At 38.1% G+C, this 20,900-nt stretch carries 14 protein-coding genes; 12 read left to right on the forward strand and 2 right to left on the reverse strand.

Going from position 1 to position 20,900, the window contains the following annotated elements:
* Positions 1–196: 196 nt before the first annotated feature.
* From B5X53_RS08910 to B5X53_RS08940, 7 genes are all read left to right on the forward strand, one after another.
* Positions 197–1,660, forward strand: coding sequence for a glycoside hydrolase family 28 protein (locus tag B5X53_RS08910; RefSeq protein ID WP_079712896.1), 1,464 nt, complete (start codon positions 197–199; stop codon positions 1,658–1,660).
* Positions 1,661–1,831: 171 nt separating this feature from the next.
* Positions 1,832–2,824, forward strand: coding sequence for a pectinesterase family protein (locus B5X53_RS08915; protein ID WP_079712897.1), 993 nt, complete (start codon positions 1,832–1,834; stop codon positions 2,822–2,824).
* Between the two features lie 34 nt (positions 2,825–2,858).
* Positions 2,859–3,644, forward strand: coding sequence for a rhamnogalacturonan acetylesterase (locus B5X53_RS08920; protein WP_079712898.1), 786 nt, complete (start codon positions 2,859–2,861; stop codon positions 3,642–3,644).
* A 3-nt stretch (positions 3,645–3,647) separates the two neighbouring features.
* Positions 3,648–3,995, forward strand: a complete 348-nt coding sequence (locus B5X53_RS08925; RefSeq protein ID WP_079712899.1) for a cupin domain-containing protein — start codon at positions 3,648–3,650, stop codon at positions 3,993–3,995.
* A gap of 64 nt (positions 3,996–4,059) precedes the next feature.
* A complete protein-coding gene (gene uxuA, locus B5X53_RS08930; RefSeq protein ID WP_079712900.1) occupies positions 4,060–5,259 on the forward strand; it encodes a mannonate dehydratase in 1,200 nt (399 codons plus the stop codon).
* Between the two features lie 18 nt (positions 5,260–5,277).
* A complete protein-coding gene (locus B5X53_RS08935) occupies positions 5,278–6,084 on the forward strand; it encodes an SDR family oxidoreductase (RefSeq protein ID WP_079712901.1) in 807 nt (268 codons plus the stop codon).
* A gap of 155 nt (positions 6,085–6,239) precedes the next feature.
* Positions 6,240–7,484 carry a tagaturonate epimerase family protein gene (locus B5X53_RS08940; protein WP_079712902.1) on the forward strand — a complete coding sequence of 415 codons (1,245 nt, stop codon included), beginning with the start codon at positions 6,240–6,242 and terminating at the stop codon, positions 7,482–7,484.
* A 247-nt stretch (positions 7,485–7,731) separates the two neighbouring features.
* Here B5X53_RS08940 and B5X53_RS08945 read toward each other — a convergent pair whose 3' ends face one another.
* Both B5X53_RS08945 and galK read right to left on the reverse strand, forming a co-directional pair.
* Positions 7,732–8,772 carry a UDP-glucose--hexose-1-phosphate uridylyltransferase gene (locus B5X53_RS08945; protein ID WP_079713016.1) on the reverse strand — a complete coding sequence of 347 codons (1,041 nt, stop codon included), beginning with the start codon at positions 8,770–8,772 and terminating at the stop codon, positions 7,732–7,734.
* 10 nt (positions 8,773–8,782) lie between these two features.
* Positions 8,783–9,943, reverse strand: a complete 1,161-nt coding sequence (galK, locus tag B5X53_RS08950) for a galactokinase (RefSeq protein WP_079713017.1) — start codon at positions 9,941–9,943, stop codon at positions 8,783–8,785.
* A 175-nt stretch (positions 9,944–10,118) separates the two neighbouring features.
* Between galK and B5X53_RS08955 the strand changes: the two genes are divergently transcribed.
* The 5 genes from B5X53_RS08955 (at position 10,119) to B5X53_RS08975 (ending at position 20,855) form a co-directional block, all read left to right on the forward strand.
* Positions 10,119–12,845, forward strand: coding sequence for a substrate-binding domain-containing protein (locus B5X53_RS08955; RefSeq protein ID WP_079712903.1), 2,727 nt, complete (start codon positions 10,119–10,121; stop codon positions 12,843–12,845).
* A 242-nt stretch (positions 12,846–13,087) separates the two neighbouring features.
* A complete protein-coding gene (locus B5X53_RS08960) occupies positions 13,088–14,428 on the forward strand; it encodes a sugar porter family MFS transporter (protein WP_079712904.1) in 1,341 nt (446 codons plus the stop codon).
* An 11-nt stretch (positions 14,429–14,439) separates the two neighbouring features.
* Positions 14,440–16,032 carry a glycoside hydrolase family 32 protein gene (locus B5X53_RS08965; RefSeq protein WP_079712905.1) on the forward strand — a complete coding sequence of 531 codons (1,593 nt, stop codon included), beginning with the start codon at positions 14,440–14,442 and terminating at the stop codon, positions 16,030–16,032.
* A gap of 10 nt (positions 16,033–16,042) precedes the next feature.
* The gene (locus B5X53_RS08970) at positions 16,043–19,141 is read left to right on the forward strand and encodes a SusC/RagA family TonB-linked outer membrane protein (protein WP_079712906.1); all 3,099 of its coding nucleotides are present in this window, start codon (positions 16,043–16,045) and stop codon (positions 19,139–19,141) included.
* A gap of 19 nt (positions 19,142–19,160) precedes the next feature.
* The gene (locus B5X53_RS08975; protein WP_079712907.1) at positions 19,161–20,855 is read left to right on the forward strand and encodes a RagB/SusD family nutrient uptake outer membrane protein; all 1,695 of its coding nucleotides are present in this window, start codon (positions 19,161–19,163) and stop codon (positions 20,853–20,855) included.
* Positions 20,856–20,900: the final 45 nt, after the last annotated feature.

Raw genomic sequence — 20,900 nt, forward strand, 5'->3', positions numbered from 1 at the left:
ATTATACGGACGTAATTAAAGTAATCGATTCCAATTGCAGGTTTTTAATCTTAAGTTCATAATTTGTTCTCGATAAATTCCAAGATTTTTATCCAATGAGGATTAAAAATTAATAATTTATCGATCTTTTTAGGGGGTTTGTTATTTATTTTATACTTTAGTGTAATCGATTACAAATATATTTATCAATCTAATTATGACTGTGAACAATAAAAGTAGTTTAAAGGTTTTTCTTTTAATCCTAATAGGGATAATGGTGTTTTCCTGTAAGAACAAAACCGAGGATAAAGCTGAAACTTCTAAAGATTCGGAAATAAGTGAGTCTGAAAATGCCTGGAAAAATGCTGACGAAATTATTGAAAATATTAAGGTGCCTCAATTCAAGGATACTGTTTTTAATGTAAGAGATTTTGGAGCGGTAGCCGACGGAGAGACAAATAATACAGAAGCTTTTGCCGATGCGATTACCGCATGTTCAGAATCGGGCGGAGGAAAGGTTTTAGTTCCTGAGGGGGAGTATCTTACGGGTCCTATTCATTTAAAAAGCAATGTAAATTTTCATATTGAAGAAAACACAGAAATTCTATTTACAAAAGATAAAAAGGCTTACTTGCCCGTAGTACATACTTCATATGAAGGAATGGAATTTATGAGCTATTCTCCTATGATCTATGCTTATAAACAGAAAAATATTGCGGTAACCGGAAAGGGAGTTTTTGACGGCCAGGCCGATAATGAAAATTGGTGGCCCTGGAGTGGCGCAGAGCGTTACGGGCATACAGAAGGTGAACCACATCAGCGTGATGAACATAATTTACCTCGCTTGAGTAAAATGGTAGAAGACGGCGTTGCAGTAGAAGAACGAATTTTTGGAGAAGGACACCAATTTAGGGTTCCATTTTTTGAACCTTTTGAGTGTGAAAATGTATTGATAAAAGATGTAAAGTTCGTTAATGCGCCATTCTGGGTAATGCATCCCACAAAATCTAATAATGTTACGGTAGATGGCGTAACTGTGGAAAGTCACGGACCCAATAATGATGGGTGTAACCCAGAATACAGTCAGAACGTTCACATTAAAAATTGCCTTTTTGATACCGGAGATGATTGTATTGCTATTAAATCTGGAAGGGATAATGACGGTAGACGTGTTGGCATAAGCAGTGAAAATATTGTAGTGGAAGATTGTGTGATGAAAGATGGCCACGGGGGTGTGGTTATGGGAAGTGAAATATCTGGAGGTGTTCGCAATGTATATGTTAGAAACTGTGAAATGAATAGCCCCAACCTGGACAGGGCAATCAGAATAAAGACCAATACTCGTCGGGGTGGAACTATTGAAAATATTTATGTAAAAAATTTAAAAGTGGGGCAGGTAAAAGAAGCAGTCTTAAAAATCAATACCCATTATGCTATTTACGATAATCAGGAAGGAGAACATATGCCGGTAATAAGAAATATATTCCTGGAAAATGTAGATGTTGAGAACGGCGGTGAATATGGTATTTTGATTAGGGGACGGGAAGAATCTCCTGTAACGGGAATTCATTTAACCAATGTAACCATTAAAAAAACAGAAACTCCATTATCCATAGAAAATGCTGACCCTATTGTATTTAAGAATACAAGCATTAACGGGAAGCAGATAACAAATGAGTAAAAGATTTTAAGTTTAGTTAGTTAGTTAGTTAGTTTTTTCATGCAGATATTAAGTGGTTTACAGTGTGTGACTATGGTATTGGGGTGTGCAGGTATCTGCATATTAAGTTGAGCATACCCTAATGCCATTTTTTTAAACTGGCTTACTTCAGTTTTAAACCCATTAAATAAAATGAACGTAAAAAAACTAATATTCATTCCACTCTTTTTTCTTATTTCTAATTTATCAGCTCAGAGTACTGAGGAAGTTTACTGGTCAATAACGGTAGATAAAAGCGGAACAGGTGATTTTACCAAAATTCAGCAAGCTATTAATTCTACTCGTGATTTAGGACCTGGTTTTGTTGAAATTCATATTAAAAATGGAATGTATAACGAGAAACTAAAAATTCCATCCTGGAAGCATAAACTTCGTTTAATTGGAGAAGATCGTGATAAAACCATTATTGCTAATAATGATTTTTCCGGAAAAAAAGACAGTATAAACGGGAAAACCCTTTCTACATTTACTTCGTACACGCTTCTGGTTTCAGGAGATGAAATTGAAATTGAAAACCTTACTGTAAAAAACAACTCTTGTGGAGAAGGTCAGGCGGTTGCTTTACACGTACAAGGCGATAAATTTATAAGCGAAAATGTAAATATTTTAGGTTGCCAGGATACTATTTATGCCGCAACCGGAAGCAGCCGGCAGTATTATAAAAACTGCTATATTGAAGGGACAACCGACTTTATATTCGGGCAGGCTACGGCCTTGTTTGAAGAATGTACTATTAAAAGTTTGCGTAATTCTTATATTACAGCCGCAGCAACAACCCAAAATCAGGATTTCGGATTTGTATTTTTAGACTGTAAACTTATTGCAGATGATGATGTGAATGAAGTTTACCTGGGAAGACCCTGGCGTCCCTTTGCTAAAACCGTTTTTATTAATTCTGAATTTGGAGAACATATCCTGCCTGAAGGCTGGGATCCCTGGCACGGTGACGAGATGTTCCCCGACAAGCAGAAGACTACATTTTATGCTGAATATAATAATTCAGGTCCCGGTGCTGACATTTCTCATAGGATTAAATGGTCAAAACAACTTACTAAAGCAGAGGTTAAAAAATACACCACTGAAAAAATTTTTAAAAGTGAGGACTCCTGGAATCCAGCGGAGTGATTTCTCATTTTTGCAATAAAAATCAATATTAAAAATGAAAACCTTCAGAAATATATTTTTGTTTATATGTCTTGCTTTCGGCTGCATAAGTTTGCAAGCACAGGAACTTAATCTTTACCTTATTGGTGATTCCACAATGTCTGATAAAAAAGACCCGGAACATAATCCGGAACATGGTTGGGGGCAGGTGTTGCCCGAGCTTTTAACCGATAAAATTAAAGTTGAAAATCACGCTAAAAATGGCAGAAGTACAAAAAGCTTTATAGAAGAAGGCAGATGGCAAACGGTATTGGAAAAGTTACGGGCCGGGGATTATGTATTTATTCAGTTTGGACATAATGACCAGAAATATAAAGCCCCAAGCCGGTTTACCAATCCGTTTACGGGTTACCGAAGCAATCTGGAGCGGTTTGTAAACGAGGCGAGAGAAAAAGGAGCTAATCCTGTGCTTTTCAGCTCTATAGTGAGGCGTAATTTTAATGAACACGGTACTTTGGTTGATACCCACGGAGAATACCCATTGGTTGTTCGAATGGTGGCCGATGACCTGGAAGTTCCGTTTGTAGATTTACAAAGAGCTACTGAAAAACTGGAAATGTTTTATGGTGTGAAAGATTCTAAAAGTTTGCACCTTCATTTCGAGCCCGGAGCGCAAGATTATTACGAAAATGGCAAAGAAGATGACACCCATTTATCCAGAAAAGGGGCACTTTTAGTAGCTACTTTGGCACTTCAGGAGATTGCAGCACAGGATTTGGCCCTTGCCAATTACATCAAAAAGGAAGTTAAGCAAAAGGAAGTTTTTTCAAAAAAAGAGTAGAAAATGACGAAAATGAGTTCAAAAAATATCTATTTCAAAGAAGCGGAAAACAGATGGAAAGCCGTGGACAAAGGTATTCAACGGCAATTAGTGAATCATAACTCTCAAATTATGCAGGTAAAAGTGAAATTTGAAGAAGGTGCCATTGGTTATGAGCATAGCCATTTTCATTCACAAAGCACTTATGTGGCGGCAGGTAAATTTGAGGTCGTTATTGACGGGAAAAAGGAAATACTGAAAGCCGGGGATGGCTTTTTAGTACAGCCTAACTTAAAACATGGCGTAAAGTGCCTGGAAGTTGGAATGTTAATCGACGTTTTTAGTCCGCTTCGCGAAGACTTTTTAGAATAAATTTCACATAAAGACCCTAGAAGCTTCGTAACTTAAGAATTGACCAAAAAATTAATAGATCAGAATGATATTTGAACAAAGTTGGCGATGGTACGGCCCAAAGGATCCGGTAAGTTTGGATATGATAAAGCAAGCAGGCGCCAACGGTGTAGTGACTGCTTTGCACCATATTCCGGTAGGTGAAGTCTGGACCGTAGCAGAAATTGAAGAAAGGATTGCCGAACTTAAAGAAAGCAATAAAAAGAATCCGTTTAAGCTGCACTGGAATGTGGTAGAAAGCCTGCCGTTGCACGATGCTATAAAACGCGGTAAACCCGAACGCGATAAGTTTATCGAAAACTATAAAATAAGCCTAAGAAATCTGGGAAAATGCGGAGTAAAAACCGTTTGCTATAATTTTATGCCGGTACTGGATTGGTTGCGAACCAATGTTAAGTTTAAGCTGGAAGATGGCAGTACAGCCTTGCTTCATGATAAAGTTGAACTCGCAGTTTTTGATTTATTCATTCTGAAAAGAGAAAATGCCGAAAGCGATTATTCAGAAGAAATTCAGAAGGAAGCGAAACAGCGCTTTAAGGCTAAAACCAGCGAAGAACTGGAAGTTTTAAAGCAAAGTATGTTAATGGCATTGCCCGGTGATGAAAAGGGTTTTACTATTGAAAAATTAAAAAATGAACTGGCCGCTTACGATGGAATCTCCGCAGAGCGATTGCGTGAGCATCTGGTGTATTTCTTGAAAGAAGTGATTCCGGTAGCCGAACAAAGTGGTGTGAATATGGCCATTCATCCAGACGACCCGCCTTGGCCGGTATTTGGCTTACCGCGAATTGTAAGTAATGCTGAAGATTTGGATTATTTGTTTGAAACCGTTCCTTCAACCGCTAACGGACTTACCTTTTGCAGCGGGAGTTTAGGAGCTTCGGCAACGAATCATTTGACCGAAATAATTTCAAAATATTACGAGCGCATTCATTTTGTGCATTTGCGTTCGGTGCAGCGCGAGAAATCAGATTATTTCTATGAAGCGAATCATTTAGAAGGCAGTGCGGGAATGTATGATCTGGTGAGAACCTTTTTTGAACTTCAGCAGAAAAACGATCGAAAACCTTTACCAATGCGGCCGGATCACGGTCACGAAATGATGTGCGACCAGAAAAAACAATTCTATCCCGGGTATTCCGCAATAGGAAGAATGCGCGGTTTAGCAGAATTACGTGGACTGGAAGCCGGTATCTCGACTACGCTCAATAAGACAAATAGTTAAATCAAAATATTATAATTTATGTTCAATTTAGACGGAAAAACAGCAATAATTACAGGAGGAAATGGAGTGCTTGGAGGCGCAATGGCACACGGTCTGGCTGCCCAGGGTGTGAAAGTTGGAATTTTGGGTAGATCTACCGATACGGTTGAAAAACGTGTAAAAGAGATTGAAGATGCCGGTGGAACGGCGATGAGCCTTGTTGCTGATGTTTTAGATAGAAAAAGCCTGGAAGAAGCCAAAGACAAGGTTTTGAAGGCATGGGGGACTATTGATATTTTGATTAACGGCGCAGGTGGAAATATGAAAGGCGCCACTATTGGTCCCGATCAAAACTTTTTTGATCTCTCCCTTGATGATTTCAGTAAAGTTAATGACCTGAATTTTAAAGGAACCGTTCTTCCCACTTACGTTTTTGCAAAGCCTATGGCCGACGCAAAAAAAGGCAGTATCATCAATATTTCTTCTATGGCTGCGCAACAAGCTATAACTCGTGTTTTAGGTTATTCTGCGGCTAAGGCGGCGGTAGATAATTTTACGAAATGGCTTGCCGTAGAAATGGCGCAAAAATACGGAGGTGGAATACGCGTAAATGCTGTTGCCCCCGGATTTTTTATAGGTGAGCAAAACCGCGATCTACTTTTAAATAAGGACAAAAGTTTAACCGCAAGGGGAGAAACTATCGTTTCAAATACGCCGATGAAACGTTTTGGAGAAGCTGAAGAATTACAGGGCGTAACTAATTGGCTGGCGAGTGATGCCGCGTCTTTCGTTACCGGCATTGTGGTGCCTGTAGATGGCGGATTTAGTGCTTTTAGCGGCGTGTAGGTCTCTAAAAGAAGATGTGGAAGTTATCAAAATCGTCATTCTGAATTTATTTCAGAAACTAAAATGTTAATAAACAAGATAATTTCAGAAGTCCTCAACTTTTAAATTCTTTCTCCCTGAATAAAAATAGAGTGTTTAATTAAAAAGATTGAATTATGACAGGTTTGGGAAAATATTCATTTGGAACAGGAGATCGATTTGGTAAAGAGGGTGTTGCTCAGCTAAAGGCTTTGCTGCAAGCCCGGGAAAATGGCGTGGAAGTAACTCCCGTGTGGAATAAGTCGCATCGGGAGCACGAAACAGTGAATTCGAAACCGCATTTGGTTAGAGAAGAGGCCGATGCTGCGGTGAAATCTCTTGATTATTCCGGAAAATATTTCGTAGATGCCGATCATATTAATCTTGATATTGTAGACGAATATCTTGCGGTGAGTAATTTCTTTACTATAGATGTTGCCGATTATATCGGGAAAGGCGCTGCAGAAAAGGAGAAAGATGAGTTTTTAAAATTCATCGCTAAATTTAAGCAGAAGGTAAGTATCCCTGGCATTTTTGCAGAATTCAAGATTTCTGGCGCAGAATTAAACCAAATCCTCGATACGTTTTTATTCGCAGCTAAAAAGGCTTCGGAAGTTTATCGATATATAAAAGAAAATAAGCCAGAGGAATTTGTGGTTGAAGTTTCGATGGATGAAGTGGAGAATCCGCAGACTCCCGAAGAATTATTTTTCGTGCTTGCCACTTTTGCTTTTTATGAAATTCCGGTGAATACCATTGCTCCTAAATTTACCGGAAGGTTCAATAAAGGAATTGATTATGAAGGTGATTTGGAGAAATTTGCTAAAGAATTTGAGGAAGATTTACTGGTGCTGGATTTTGCCAAGAAGGAATTTGGTTTGCCTGAAGATTTAAAACTAAGCATTCACAGCGGCAGCGATAAATTTTCGATTTACCCGATAATGAATCGACTGATTAAAAAGCACGGTGCCGGTTTACACGTAAAAACGGCGGGAACTACCTGGCTGGAAGAAATCAATGTTATCGCCGAAAGCGGGGAAGACGGGTTTGAATTTGCACTTTCTATTTATAAAGAAGCACTGGACCGTTTTGACGAACTAACCTCTCCTTATCCTGATGTGTTGGATATCGATAAAAGCAAAATTCCGGAAGTCAGTGATCTTCAAACTGCCGGTCGGGAAAAAATGGCAAAAATGCTGCGGCATAATCAGAAGGAAAAAGCTTTTAATCCCCATTTTAGGCAACTAATGCATTGTGCCTATAAATTAGCTGCAGAAAAAGAAGAAATCTTCTTTAAACTTCTGAAAAAATATCGCCAACAAACTGAAGAAGCGGTTACCCAAAATTTGTATGAGAAACATTTGAAGAAAAACTTTGAATAAAATTCTTTAAAATTTCGAGCAATTAAATTACTCGATCATAGAGATTCCAATACTCCGCGGCTTGTTTTCAAAACTAACAAGGGTTCACAATAATGCCTTGTAAGCTTACTCTGCAGTAGTTTACTAACTTTCTATGCACTATTGTCCCAAATTAACTAAGCATAATATATCGAAAATTGTCGTAATAAACTTTTTGAAAAACTTTTTTCACAATATAGTCGACACTAAACCACCATTAGGAAATTTTTTACCGCTCCAAATAATGAACCTCAGACAGTTCTTTTAAATTATCGGCTGCCTGCTCTGCGGTAATGTCCCGTTGGGGGCCGGCAAACATTTCGTAGCCTACCATAAATTTCTTAACCGTAGCCGACCTTAAAAGTGGCGGATAAAAACTCATATGAAAATGCCACTCCGAATACTCCTCCCCATTAGTCGGAGCTTGATGAATCCCGGAAGAATACGGAAATGAAGTTTCAAAAAGGTTATCGTATTTTATGGTAAGCTTTTTAATAATTTCAGCAAATGCTTTTTCTTCTTCAGCATTTAATTGCCCAATATGTTGATAGTGCTTTTTAGGAACGATCATCGCTTCGTAAGGCCAAACTGCCCAATACGGGATCAGGGCTACAAAATGTTCGTTTTTTGCTAAAATACGCTCATCCAGTTCCAGTTCCTGTTTTAAATAATCGCTTAGTAAACTGCTCTTATTTTTGTTCCAGTACTCTTTAAAATGCTTTGATTTCTTTAAAATTTCTGTAGGAACAGATCTCTGCGACCAAATTTGTCCGTGAGGATGAGGATTACTACAACCCATCATCGAACCTTTATTTTCAAAGATTTGAACGTAGTTTATATTTTCTTTACTGCCCAGTTCTTCAAATTCCTTTTTCCAAAGGCCCACCACTTTTGTAATATCTTCTACATCCATTAAAGGAAGAGTGAGGGAGTGATCTGGAGAAAAACAAACCACTTTGCAGATTCCGCTTTCGCTTTCGGCCTTTAATAATCCGTTATCAAAATCTTCAGTGGGCCCGTTGGGAAGAAGGGCAGGGAAGTCATTCTCAAAGGCATGAACACCATTGTAGTCCGGATTTGTTTCTCCACCCATTCTTGAATTTCCGGGACATAAATAGCAGGAAGGATCGTAAGTTTCTCGTTTTTCCTGGTTGTTTTTTTCGGTTTTTCCCTGCCACGGGCGCTTGGTTCGGTGCGGGGATACCAAAATCCATTCACCGGTTAAAATATTATATCTTCTATGTGGTTGCTTATTCAGTTCTGTGTTCATTTTTTCTTTTTTAAACTTTCGTAATTTGAGTTCCTTCATCAGGAACCACAATTATTGGCGTTAGGGTAATATTGAATTTCTGCTGGTAAACTTTTTCCACTTCGGCGATATATTCATCAATTTTATCGCTTTCAATTAAATTAATAGTGCAACCGCCAAAACCACCGCCCATCATTCGGGAACCGTAAATAAAGCTTTTGCCTTCAGAAAAATCTACCAGGAAATCCAGCTCAGTGCAGCTAACTTCATACTGATGCTGCAAACCGCGATGCGAAGCATACATTAAATTCCCCAGCTCCTTAAGATCACCGCTACGCAAAGCTTTTTCGGTTTGCTGAACCCGTTTATTTTCTTCCAAAACATACCGACAGCGTTTTAAACTTATAGGATCAATTTTTTCTTTAAATTCCTCCAGCATTTCAAAACTTACGTGTCTTAGCGATCCTACTTGCGGATATTTTTGCTGAATAATAGCTACCGCTCTTTCACATTCCTGGCGGCGGGTATTGTATTCGCTATCAGCCAGGTTATGCGAAACATTCGTGTTTAAAAGTAATAATTTACAATTCTGAATTTCCGCCGGAATAAATTCTGCTTCCAAAGATTCGCAATCCAGTTTTATAAAATGATTTTTTCTGCTCATTACTGAAGCAAACTGGTCCATAATTCCGCAGTTATTGCCCACAAAATTATTTTCTGCCCGCTGGGAAAGTTTTACGATTTCCATTTGTGACAGATTTAGGCTGAATAATGAATTTAATCCACCTGCAAAACCGCATTCCAGCGCTGCGGATGAGCTAATCCCGGCACCAATAGGTAATTCACTATTTATAATACAATCAAAACCCTGAAGTTTTTTACCGAAATTCTGAATTTCATCTATTACACCGAGTAAATAATTCTCCCAAGAATTTTTACTCTTTGTAATTTTGCCCAGTTCAAATTCTATATAGGTATCAAAGGTTTCACTATAAATCCGGCATGAATTGCTCTCATTTTTCCTGAGTTTAAAATAAATTTTCTTGTCTATGGCCGAGGGCATAACAAAACCCTGGTTATAATCGGTATGTTCTCCGATTAAATTGATTCTTCCTGGGGAGGCAACTTTTACCTCAGTTTTAAAATCCTTAAAATCTTCGGGAATAGGGTGATTATTTTCTGCTGGTTTCAATTGCAATTGCTTTTTAGAATTCAAATATAATAAATGTAAAATTTACGTTCATTTAAAATTGAATGAAATTTACAAGTCTTAAAAGCGGTTTTTATTTATCCAAATTCATTTTCTATCTTTCATTAATTAATTTCCCGGGTTTTTAAGGGGAATTTTTACATTCAATATTCTGTTTATGAAGTTTTTAGGTTTGGTATTGGTTATTGCCGGATTCTTGTTTTTTGGTTCCTGTGCTAACGAACCAGAGCAGGATGAATTCCAGATTGGTTTTTCTCAGGCAATGACTACTGACAACTGGCGTAAGGAGATGAACAGGGCAATGCAGGTAGAGACTTCTATGCATCCTGGTTTTTATCTCGAAATTAAAGACGCTCAAAATGATGTCTCAAGGCAGATTAAGCAAATAGAAGAGCTTATTTCTAATGAAATAGATGTTTTAATCGTCTCCCCTATTCAATCGGTTCCTATCACCCCGGTTATAGAAAAAGCCATGAATGCGGGAATCCCTACCATAGTTATAGACCGTAAAATTGAAGGAAGCAACTATACCGCATATGTGGGGGCAAATAATGTTGAAATCGGTAAAAATGCAGCAAATTATATTGTTTCTAATTCCAAGCCTAATCAAAAGTTAGAGCTGATTGAAATAACAGGACTTCAAACTTCTTCTCCAGCTTTTGAACGTAGCCAGGGTTTTAACGAAGTCATTTCGAATCAGGGGAACATGGATATTGTGGCGTCCATTGCAGGGGATTGGGAAAAAACTTCAGTTGGGGATAATTTGAAATCTATTTTGGATTCAGTGGGAATTATAGATTATATTTTTGCGCATAATGACCGTATGGCAATGAGTGCATGGGAGGTCGCCCGTAGCAAAAATCTTGAAGATAGTATCCAAATAATAGGAGTAGACGGGCTTTTTGGCCCAAGCGGAGGAATACAACTTGTAAAAGAAGATGTTCTCGCAGCTACCGTGCTTTACCCCACTGGTGGTGCTGAAGCTATTAAACTTGCTGTTAAACTACTTGAGGGGGACCAGATTGACAAAAATAATATTCTGAGTACTGTAGTTATAGATAAGGTGAATGTGGAAATCATGCAGAATCAGTTCAATAAAATGAACCAGCAGCAAAATGATATCGAACAGCAACAGAGCATAATCAATGAACAAGTAGCTACTTATAACTCACAGTCCAACCTTTTAAAAATTATGGTTGGCCTAAGTGTTTTACTCTTATTGCTTGGATTTTGGGCAGTTTATCTGGTATTTAAATTAAGGAAGCGAAAACGCAGGCTGGAACTAAACAATGAGAAAATAATTACACAACGAAATCAAATAGAAAAATTTGCGGAGCAGTTAAAGATTTCCAATGAAGTAAAAATCAATTTCTTTACAGCCCTTTCTCACGAATTTAAAACTCCGCTAACATTAATTACCAGCGCGATAGAAAGTATATCACAAAATCCTTATAAACAGCTTAAGGATTTTGCTTATGAAACTAACCTTATCAGCAAAAATTCGGGTAGGTTGTTGAGGCTTATCAATGAACTTCTTGATTTTAGAAAACTGGAAAGCGGGAGCTTTAGGCTTAAACCATTAAAAACTAATTTATACGAGTTTATAAGTAATATATATGAAGATTTTGAAACCGAAGCGGTAAGAAAGTCTATTGACCTGCATCTGGAGACCGACAATAAGGAGATCATGATTTATATGGATAGAGATATGATGGACAAGGTGTTTTTTAATATGCTTTCCAACGCTTTTAAATTCACTCCTAAAAATGGACAGATTAATATTAAGATAGAAGAGACAGGCGCAGATAAAGTTGGGGTGCTGTTTAAAGATTCTGGGATAGGAATTCCAAAGGAAGATTTTCAAAAAATATTTGATCCATTTAGACAGGCCGGTAATAATACCAAACCCAGTTCCGGTCTCGGACTTTATATTACCCGACAGTTTGTTGAACTGCATAAAGGCAATATTTCGGTTTCATCGCATCAGGGTGCGGAATTTAAAATTGAATTATTAAAGGGTAAAAGCCATCTCTCTGAATATGAATTTTCAGAAGATACTTCAGAAATTCGAAAAGAAGAGTCAGAAAAGGCATTAAAAAGTACTTTTATTCCGGAAGAGCTTTCGCAGTCTTTGAATGGAAATGCTGAAACTATCTTAATTATTGAAGATAATGAAGATCTATCTTATCTCTTGAAGAAAAGATTGTTGGGAGATTACCGCGTAGAACTTTCTGATGGAACAGACGCTATTGAAAAAGCATATGAAATTATTCCGGATGTGATTATTTGTGATATCAACCTTCCAGAAAAAAGCGGTTTTGAGATCTGTCAGGAACTTAAGAGGGATTTGCGTACTTCCCACATTCCAACTTTGATTCTTACAGCATTAGGCGATGAAGAATCTCGTATAAAAGCCTTAAAAGTGGGAGCCGACTCTTATATCACCAAACCCTTTAATTTTGAAATTTTAAAGGAATCATTACGTGCAGCGTTGTTTAACAGGGAGAAATTGCGGTATTATTATACCAACAAGATAGATCAGGTAAAAGACAATAAATTTGAAGATTCTGAACAGACCTTTCTTAAAGATCTGAATCAAATTATTGAAAAGAATTTAAAGCACGCTAATTTTAATGTAGAAGATTTGGCACAACAAATGGGAATTTCCCGGGTGCAACTCTATCGAAAGGTAAAAGCAATAATAGGAATTAGCATAAGCGATTATATAAATTCACAAAGATTGAGTAAAGCTAAGAGTCTTCTACAGGAAACTAATTTAAATATCTCTGAAATTGCCTATGAAGTCGGTTATGCTTCTCCCGGCTATTTTTCCACCTCCTTTAAGAATAAATATGGAACTACTCCGAAAAAGTTTAGAAACTAACCTAAACAAGTTACATCGATTTTGAATAGCATTTTTGTTTAGGTATCAAAATTAAACTTTTTGTATCATATTTTAAACTATAACGGTTTCGTTAATTTTCATGAATTCCTGTAAGCTCCTGTATAGTAAGTGCTTTACAATTTATTTCGATTTAATTAACATTTTTATAATCATTTTAAGGATTCCTAAAATACCGGCAGGAATTTTAAACATAGCTTAGTTTCACACTTAGAAATTACGATATGAGTAAGATTTTTGCCTGGTCAATTAGTGCTGCATTAGCAGGTTTTCTTTTCGGATTTGACACTGTAGTTATTTCCGGAGCCGATAAACAGCTACAGGAATTATGGGGAACTTCAGATGCCTTTCACGGATCTGTAGTTATGGCAATGGCCCTATGGGGAACCGTGGTAGGTGCTATTTTTGGAGGAATCCCCACAAATAAGTTCGGAAGAAAAAATACCCTTATAATAATAGGAGTACTTTATCTCCTTTCGGCCCTGGGTTCAGCCTTTGCCAACGATCCTATTACCTTTGCTATTTTCCGGTTCCTGGGAGGATTAGGCGTTGGTGCTTCAACAATTGCCGCACCTACTTATGTTTCCGAGATCGCACCACCTAAAGATCGAGGTAGGTTGGTATCCCTTTATCAGTTCAATATCGTTTTAGGGATTTTAATTGCTTACCTCTCTAATTATTTACTTCGTGACACCGGAGCTCAACCCTGGCGATGGATGGTAGGTGTAGAAGCAATTCCTGCATTTATCTATATCCTTTTTGTGGTATTTATTCCCAGAAGTCCGCGTTGGCTTATCTCTAAATCCAGAAACGAAGAGGCAGCTAGAATACTTCAGGATATTAATCCGAAGGCCGATCTGGAAAAAAGAATGATAGAAATTAAAAAACAATCTGAAAGTCAGATTACCGGCGAAAACATTTTTATGAAAAAGTATCGCTTTCCATTAATCCTTGCGTTCTTGGTTGCTTTTTTTAATCAGCTTTCGGGTATAAATGCTTTTCTCTATTACGCTCCTCGGATTTTTGAATCGGCTGGCTTAGAAGCCAACACAGCCTTATTAAGTAGTATTGGAATAGGTGTGGTAAATCTACTTTTCACCCTTCTTGGAGTTTTTCTAATCGACAAAGTAGGAAGGAAAAAGCTGATGTTTGTGGGCTCCATAGGTTATATTATCTCTTTATCTCTGGTAGCTGCAGCATTTTTTCTCAATTGGGGCGGACTTTGGGTCCCGATTTTTCTATTCCTGTTTATTGCTGCTCACGCCATAGGCCAGGGAGCGGTAATTTGGGTATTTATTTCTGAAATATTCCCCAACCACTTAAGGGCCTCGGGACAGGCATTTGGTTCTTCTACACACTGGGTATTGGCCGCGATAGTACCATCGTTAGTACCGGTACTTTTTACCACCATTGGTCCCGGTTATGTATTTGGCTTTTTCGCCTTTATGATGGTTTTACAACTATTCTTCGTGATTTTTATGATGCCCGAAACTAAAGGAAAAACCCTCGAAGAACTGGGCGAAGAGTTATCCCCCGGTCATAACAAACAAGCTTTTCAACAATAAAATAATCTATAATGAAAAATAAATTTATATTTCTTTCTTCCTGTCTTTTAAGCGCAATGCTGCTGTTTTCCTGTAAGGATAACAATAAAGAGTCCGTTGAGAAAACGCCTGAAGTTACAGCTCAAAGTGATACCGATTTTAGACCGGCTTTTCATTTTACTCCCAATGAAAACTGGATGAACGATCCTAATGGGATGTTCTTTCTTAACGGAACTTATCATTTATTCTTTCAGTACTATCCTGAAGGAAATACCTGGGGCCCTATGCATTGGGGTCATGCCACCAGTAAAGATATGATTAAGTGGGAAGGACAGCCTATAGCACTGGAGCCCGATGAGCAAGGTTATATTTTCTCCGGAAGCGCGGTAGTCGATACTGAAAACACATCTGGTTTTGGGGATGGAGAAACGGCGCCGGTAATTGCGATGTTCACCTACCACGATCCCAAAGGTGAAGAAGAAGGCCGTGCTGATTACCAAACCCAAGCCATTGCTTATAGTTTGGATGAAGGAAACACCTTTACTAAATATGAAGGAAATCCAGTAATTGAAAATCCAGGGCTTCGTGATTTTCGGGATCCAAAAATAACCCGCGATGAGGTCCACGACCAATGGGTTATGGTGCTCTCTGCCGATGATATAACGATGTTTTATACTTCTCAAAATTTGAAGGATTGGGAATTAGCGTCTGAATTCGGCAAAGGGATAGGAGCCCACGGAGGAGTTTGGGAATGCCCCGACTTTATCCAGATGAAGGTGGAAGGATCTGACGAGAAAAAGTGGGTTTTGATCCAGAGCTTAAATCCGGGTGGTTTCAATGGCGGCTCCGGGACTCAATATTTTGTTGGTGATTTTGATGGAAAAACCTTCACATTAGACAAGTCTATGAGTGATTTGGGTGAGGATCATCATTACTGGCTGGACTTTGGAAAAGATAATTATGCCGGGGTAACTTGGGCTAATATTCCCCAAGAAGATGACAGGCATTTATTTATAGGCTGGATGTCTAACTGGCAATATGCTAATGAAGTACCCACCGAAACGTGGAGAAGTGCCATGACGATAGCCAGAGAATTAAAGCTTACCAAAAAAGGAGATGCTTATCGTATAGTTTCCACTCCTGTAGCGGAACTTCAAAATTATACGGGTGAAAAATTCACTAAAAGTACTGTTTCAGTTGAAGGGGAAACGCAAATAGCAACTTCAGAAGAAATAGATATTTCAAATTCAGTGATCTCCTTTGAAATACAGGATTTAAAAGATCAGGAATATCATTTTAGCCTTTCCAGTAAGGGAGATGATGTTTTGAAATTTGGGTACGATCATAATACAGAAGAATTTTATTTAGATCGAAGCAATTCTGGGCTGACCGATTTCAATGAGAATTTTGGTGATAAAGTTTCAACAGCACCACGACTATCAAAAGCTTCGAATCTAAAAGTAAAGGCTGTTATAGATAATATGTCTATAGAACTTTTTTTTGATAACGGAGAAACGGTAATGACTGAAATCTTCTTTCCGGAGCAGCCTATTAAAAGCTTGAATGCTGAAGGAAATGAATTCATTATAAAGAATTTGAAAATTAATCAAGTAAATCTCAACTAATCCATAACCTATGAATTCCAAATTATTAATATTATTTCTTTTACCCCTTTCTATGTGGTCACAGGCAATAGATGTATCAGGAAATGTGATTTCTGAAGATGATCAAATGCCATTACCCGGAGTTTCTATTCAAGTGGAAGGGACAAATGAAGGTGTGATTACAGATTTTGATGGAAACTATATAATTGAAAATATTGACCCCCAGGCTACTTTAGTCTATAGTTATTTAGGTTTTCAAACTAAAAGAGTAGCTGTAAATAATCAAACAAATATTGATGTTTCGCTAATTATGGATGATCAACAACTAGATGATGTGGTGGTAACCGGATACACCTCTCAAAGGAGAACAGACATTACAGGAGCAGTATCTGTAGTAGACATGGATGAATTAAACAAGCAGCCCGAACCAAACCCTATAAGAGGATTACAGGGGAGGCTTCCTGGAGTCCAGATAACCTCGGATGGTTCTCCGAGTGGTGCAAATACTCAGGTAGTAATACGTGGAGTTGGTACTCTTAACAATACAGATCCTTTATATGTGATTGATGGAGTTCCTACAAAGGCCGGCATGCATGAATTGAATCCGAATGACATCGAATCCATACAAGTATTAAAAGATGCTTCCTCTGCAAGTATTTACGGATCTAGGGCTTCTAACGGGGTAATAATTGTGACTACCAAAAAAGGTAAAGAGGGAAGAATGCAGGTTAATCTTAATACCTATGTCTCAACCTCGACTTATGCTAACAGCCAGGAAGTACTTAATGCAGAGCAATATGGTCGTGTTCTATGGCAGGCACAGGTTAATGACGATATTGATCCCAATTCTAATAATTTAAGATACCAATTTGATTGGGATAATAATGAAAATGGAGTGGCTGTCCTAAATAGCATTATTGTACCTGAATATCTGGATGAGGAACAAACCTTACTATCAGCAGATACGGATTGGTTTGACGAGATTTCTCAAACGGGCTTTGCTCAATCTTATGATTTATCTGTTTCGAATGGAACAGAAAAAGGGAACTATCTTTTTTCCCTCGGCTACTATGATAACCAGGGAATTGTAAAAACTACGGAATTTAACAGGATTTCCGCGAGAATGAATAGTAGCTATAAATTATTTAATGATCGACTGGAAATAGGGGAAAACTTCACCTTTAATAAAACTCAAGAAATCGAAAATCCGGGGGTTCTTGATCTAGCATTGAAAGCATCCCCTATTATTCCTGTTCGAACCGCAGATGGAGAAGGATGGGGAGGACCAGTTGGCGGGATGAACGATAGGCAGAATCCTGTACGTTTATTGGAATACAATAAGGATAACGGTTATGAATATCACCGAATTTTCGGGAATGCCTACGCCGATCTTGAAATTATTGAAAACTTGCATTTAAGAACAAATCTAGGAATTGATTACAGCAACTTTTATCGTCGTTCACTTCAGAGAAGTTATAAATCGGGATATCTGCAAAACGATGAAACCGCAGTGGATATCGAAGATTGGAAAAGTCTAAAAACAACTTGGACTAACACTGCTACCTATGAATTAAAAATTAAGAAACACGACTTCAATTTGCTCGCCGGTACAGAGATGTTTAGAGACGACTATAAAAATATTAATTTAAGAAGGGAAGGTTTTATTCTTGAAACACCTGAATATATGTATCCAGATGCAGGAAGTGGAGAAGCCTATAATGGTGGTTCTGCTACTTCATACAGTTTACTATCTTTCTTCGGAAAAATAGATTACACTTTCGATAAAAAATATCTGCTTTCGGGTACCATACGTCGCGATGGCTCTTCAAGATTTGGAGAAAATAACCGTTTCGGAACTTTCCCCGCCTTTTCTGCCGGTTGGCGTATTAGCGAGGAAGATTTTATTCAGGATAACTACTCCTTCCTATCAGATTTAAAACTTCGTCTTGGATGGGGACAAACAGGGAACCAGGAAATTGATAACAACGCTATTTACTCATTATACGTTTCAGATTATGCTGGAGGTGATCCCACCTGGGAAACTTCTTATGGAACTGCTTACGATCTCTCTGGAGCCGGTTCTGGTTTATTGCCTTCTGGTTTCAGAGGAATTCAGTTAGGGAATGACAATTTAAAATGGGAAACTACTACCCAAACCAATGTTGGGCTTGATTTCGGATTTTTCGGATACAAGTTATTTGGAAACATTGATTACTACTTCAAAGAAACTGAAGATATCCTGGTATTACCTCCATATCTTGGGACAATAGGTGAAGGGGGAAATAGATGGGTGAACGGGGCTTCCATGGAGAATGAAGGCTGGGAGTTTGCACTAACTTATCGTGATAAAACAGAAGGAGATTTCAGCTATGAGATTTCAGCTAATATTTCTACAAACAGAAATGAAATAACTTACCTGCCAGAGGAAGTACAGAACAATTATGGCGGAGATGGTAGTGAAGACAATATTCTTGGAAGACCTATTAATTCTATGTATGGTTATGTTACTGACGGTTTATTCACTTCAGAGGAAGAAGTAATGAACTCTGCGGAACAGGGAGGGAAAGGCCTTGGCCGTATCCGTTACAAAGATTTGGATGGCGATGGTGTCATTACCGATGATGACCGTACCTGGATAGGAATACCACATCCAGACTTTAATTATGGGTTTAATATTACACTTGGATACAGGAATTTCGATTTTACATCTTTTTGGCAAGGGGTTGGCAATGTAGATGTGATCAATGAGCGCAAATTTCAAACAGATTTTTGGAGTGTGGATGACGTAGGATCGAATAAAGGAACCCGGCTTCTTGACGCCTGGTCTCCAGAAAATGTTAACTCTTCTGTTCCGGCTCTAACGACTATCGATGATAACGCCGAATCGCGATTTTCAACTTATTATGTAGAGAATGGAAGATATCTGAAATTGAGAAATTTACAAGTTGGATATAGCCTTTCGGAAGAACTTCTGGAAAGTATGAATTTCACCAATGCAAGATTATATGTGAGTGGCCAGAATTTACTCATGATAACTTCTTCAGATTTTACCGGAGTTGATCCTGAAAATGCAGGATGGGGTTATCCTCAACCACTTACACTAACTCTTGGATTAAACCTATCACTTTAATAACATCAAACTCTTTATTATGAAGAAAATAACATATTTACTAGGCATAGTTCTTCTAACTATTTCTACTGCCTGTTCAGATTTTCTAGAGGAAGAACCTTATGGAGTATTATCTGAAGAACAATTAACAACTCCTGAAAATGTCGATGGCTTTGTTACCTCAGCTTATGCTGCATTGGGTAATGATCATTATGACATTCCCTTCAGTCTTTGGCCTTATGGAAATGTCCGCTCTGATGATGCTTACAAGGGGGGAAGTGGTACAAATGATATACAGGTTTTTCATTTTTTTGAAGTATCGGAGAACATAAGAACAGATTTTGGTGAACTGGATGCTTTCTGGTATAATAGTTTTGTTGCTATTTCCAGAGTAAACAAAGCTTTGGCTGCATTAAATCAAATCGACGAGGTGGATTTTCCTGAGAAGTCCACAAGAATCGCAGAAATGAAGTTTTTAAGAGGACATTTCTATTTTATGCTGAAAATCATGTACAAATATGTTCCATACGTTACAGAAGATATTCCAGTGGAAGAATATGGGACAATCTCAAACCGGGCTCTTAATAATGACGACTTATGGAGTGCCATCGCAGGTGATTTCGAGGCCGCAGCACAGGTTCTTCCTTCTTCTCAGCCGCAAGTTGGGCGTGCAGATAAAACAGCAGCCTATGCATATTTGGCAAAAACACGACTTTATCAGGCGTATGAACAGGATGAAAACCATAATGTAGTAAATATTAACCAACAAAGATTGCAGCAGGTTTTAGATGCAACAGAGCAGGTAATGGGAACGCACCAACTTGAAGAAGATTTTGCCTATAATTTTCTTCCTGGTAGTTTTGAAAATGGGCAAGAAGCAGTTTTCTCCATTCAATTCTCCGACAACGATGGAACCCTGCATGGAAGACTAAATTATTCTGATGTGCTTGCTACTCCACAGGGAATTGGATGTTGCGATTTCCATAAACCAAGCCAGAACCTTGTAAATGCCTATAAGGTTGATGAACAGGGTTTGCCTCTTTTTTCAAATTATAACGAATCTAATATTGATTTTAACAGTTTGGAGAATTACAGAGTTGACCCTCGATTATATCATACTGTAGCAATACCGGGTCTACCCTGGAAATACGATCAAGAAAATATTTACCAGGAAAACTGGGTTAGGTCTCCAAGTACGTATGGTTATACAGCCTCCTTAAAAGAGAATGTAACTGAAGATTCGGAACACCTTGTGAATATTGATCCTTTTTATGGAAATTCTAAAAACAGAATTGAGATTCGATATGCTGATGTATTGTTGATGAGGGCGGAAGCTTTAATCGAACTTGGAAGACAAAATGAAGCTCTTCCTCTGATTAATGAAGTTCGGGAAAGAGCTAATCAAAGTACGACCTTAATATCTTCATACGCTACTAATACTGGGATAAGTCCTTATTTAGATGGAGAAAACATCAACTGGACTCAGGGTGTAGCCCGTGAAGCATTACGTTGGGAACGCAGGTTAGAACTTGCCATGGAAGGAAACCGTTTCTTTGATCTTGTAAGATGGGGAATTGCAGATGAAACTTTGAATAAATATTATAGTGAAGAAGCAGAAGAGGCTGTGTATTACGAGGGCGCCTCTTTTGATGAAGGTAGGGAAGAATATTTACCCATTCCACAGGCTCAAATAAACTTCAGTCAAGACGTATATGTGCAAAACACAGGCTACTAAAAATATTATAATTATGATGCATTTTTCAGATTCGTTCTAGTTCTG

Origin of the sequence: Salegentibacter salinarum, from assembly GCF_900168115.1 — a bacterium.
GTDB classification, from domain to species: domain Bacteria; phylum Bacteroidota; class Bacteroidia; order Flavobacteriales; family Flavobacteriaceae; genus Salegentibacter; species Salegentibacter salinarum.